Here is a 1,321-nt window from a genome sequence, read left to right as displayed (position 1 = left end):
CGCCGCCAGTCTGACCAATGTAAAATCTGTTCGACTGCCTCTCCCGTTTTTTCCATCAATTTTGACAACAGCTTACGCAGTTCCGGGATACTCAGGGCTACCAATCCTGCCGGTGTTTTTTTTCTCCCGTATCCGCAAGACCGCCAGCACCGCATGAGCTAATAGCGATAAGGTAATGTGCCGATACCAACTGTGCCATTGCCGCACTTCATAATGATCCAGGCCACATTCCCCCTTCGTTTCCTCAAAACCACTTTCAATTTCCCAGCGATGCCCTGCCACCTGAATCAGGGTTTTCAGGTCAGCCTGTTCTCTGCGGGCATAGACGATATAATAAGCCCGCTCTTGTTTCTCATCCCGGCTGCGCCGAACCAGCAGATAATGACCATAATCCCGCTCTTCCTCACTGAGTTGTAAACGCCAAAGCGGCACCCGAACCCAGTCGTACCAACGTTCTCCCTGTGTCCCCAATCCCGCGGAATGTTTTTCCCAAAACGAAGATGGCAGACTGTCCACAACCTTGTCGGCGCTGGTATATCTGGGCCCTTGCCACCACACGCGTTCATTTTTGGGGATCGCCAGTACAAACGGTTGATATCGGGATTCTAACCAGCACCGCAGACGACGATCTTGACCATACACCGTATCGGCGGTCACCCAACGACAAGAGACGCCGGCATCTAATGCACGTTCCAACATCTGTTGGGCAAGTTGGGGTTTGGTGGCAAAGGTGACCGAGTCAGGAATGCCAGCGGATTTACAGCGGGGCCGGTTATCTGTCCATTGTTCAGGCAGATATAAGGCCCGGTCAATAAAGGCATGGCCGCCCTGACCGGCATAACAGAGAAAGACGCCTATCTGACTGTTTTCTATCCGTCCGGCAGTACCGCTATATTGGCGTTGGACGCCAGCAGAATGGGTCCCTTTTTTGATAAAACCGGTTTCATCGATGATGAGGATGCCTTGCTCATCACCGAGATGGTCAGTCACATAGTCGCGTAAAATATCGCGAGCCGCTTCGGCATCCCAACGGGCGCGTTCCAGAAAATATTGAATGCCATCAGGCGAGTGTTCACCCAACCATTCCGCCAGTTGCCAGCTATTTTTACGCTCAACATCACTGAGTAATCCCCTGAGATAGGCGAGGCTGCGTTGCTGTGGACTGGCATGGTGAAATAACGGTGTCAGACGCGTGTGTAATGAGAGCAGTTCTTGTTCCCAAAGGTTGACAGGTGAGTGCATTGAACACCTCCCCCTATTTTCAGGAAGAATATATCATGAGCTATCATGCCACAATGGAGCGTACGACTGTAGTACTAAG

The 1,321-nt window shown here is 51.6% G+C and carries 1 protein-coding gene; it reads right to left on the bottom strand.

What is annotated here, in order from left to right:
- Positions 1-72: 72 nt before the first annotated feature.
- A complete protein-coding gene (locus Xkoz_RS19105; RefSeq protein ID WP_099143509.1) occupies positions 73-1,242 on the bottom strand; it encodes an IS701 family transposase in 1,170 nt (389 codons plus the stop codon).
- Positions 1,243-1,321 lie beyond the last annotated feature (79 nt).

It is taken from the genome of Xenorhabdus kozodoii, assembly GCF_002632875.1.
Classification (GTDB): Bacteria; Pseudomonadota; Gammaproteobacteria; order Enterobacterales; family Enterobacteriaceae; genus Xenorhabdus; species Xenorhabdus kozodoii.
This window is presented reverse-complemented; position numbering and strand designations above follow the sequence as displayed.

Bases quoted from the DNA above. Each gene is read 5' to 3' on its own strand.
- Xkoz_RS19105 (WP_099143509.1), bottom strand. From the start codon at position 1,242: ATGCACTCACCTGTCAACCTTTGGGAACAAGAACTGCTCTCATTACAC.